The following is a 436-nucleotide window of genomic DNA, read 5'->3' as shown; positions in this document are numbered from 1 at the left end:
TTGCCCGTGCCCGCCGGGCCGACGCCGAAGGTCAGCTCGCAGCGGCCCAGCATCTCCAGATAGCGCGCCTGCGACGCCGTCTTGGGGGCGATGGCGCCGCGACGGCCGACCGGCAGGGCGGCGCCCTCCGGCACGCTGCGACCTGGGCTGCGGCCCGCCGGTTCGGCGCGCGGCTGGGTCACGGCGGCGCCCAGGGCGGTGCGCACGTCGGCCTCGGTGATCTCGGCGCCCGCCTCGGCCCGGTTGGACAGAGCCTCCATCACCCGGCGCGCCTGGGCGCGATCCCGCGTCGAGCCGTTGATCGACACCCCGCCGCCCGGCGTCTCGACCAGCACCTTGAAGGCGTCCTCGACCAAATCCAGGTGACGGCTCTGCGGCCCGATCACAGCGCGCAACGTCTCATCGCTGCGGGACAGGACCTCGGACCCTCTCGCCC

The 436-nt window shown here is 75.2% G+C and carries 1 pseudogene; it reads right to left on the bottom strand.

Going from position 1 to position 436, the window contains the following annotated elements:
* Nucleotides 1-436: pseudogene (locus B2Y21_RS09385) on the bottom strand (PhoH family protein); the annotation flags it as partial.

This window comes from Brevundimonas sp. UBA5936, assembly GCA_002430835.1.
Classification (GTDB): domain Bacteria; phylum Pseudomonadota; class Alphaproteobacteria; order Caulobacterales; family Caulobacteraceae; genus Brevundimonas.
Note: the sequence above shows the minus strand (reverse complement) of the source record. Positions and strands in the feature narration are given on the sequence as shown.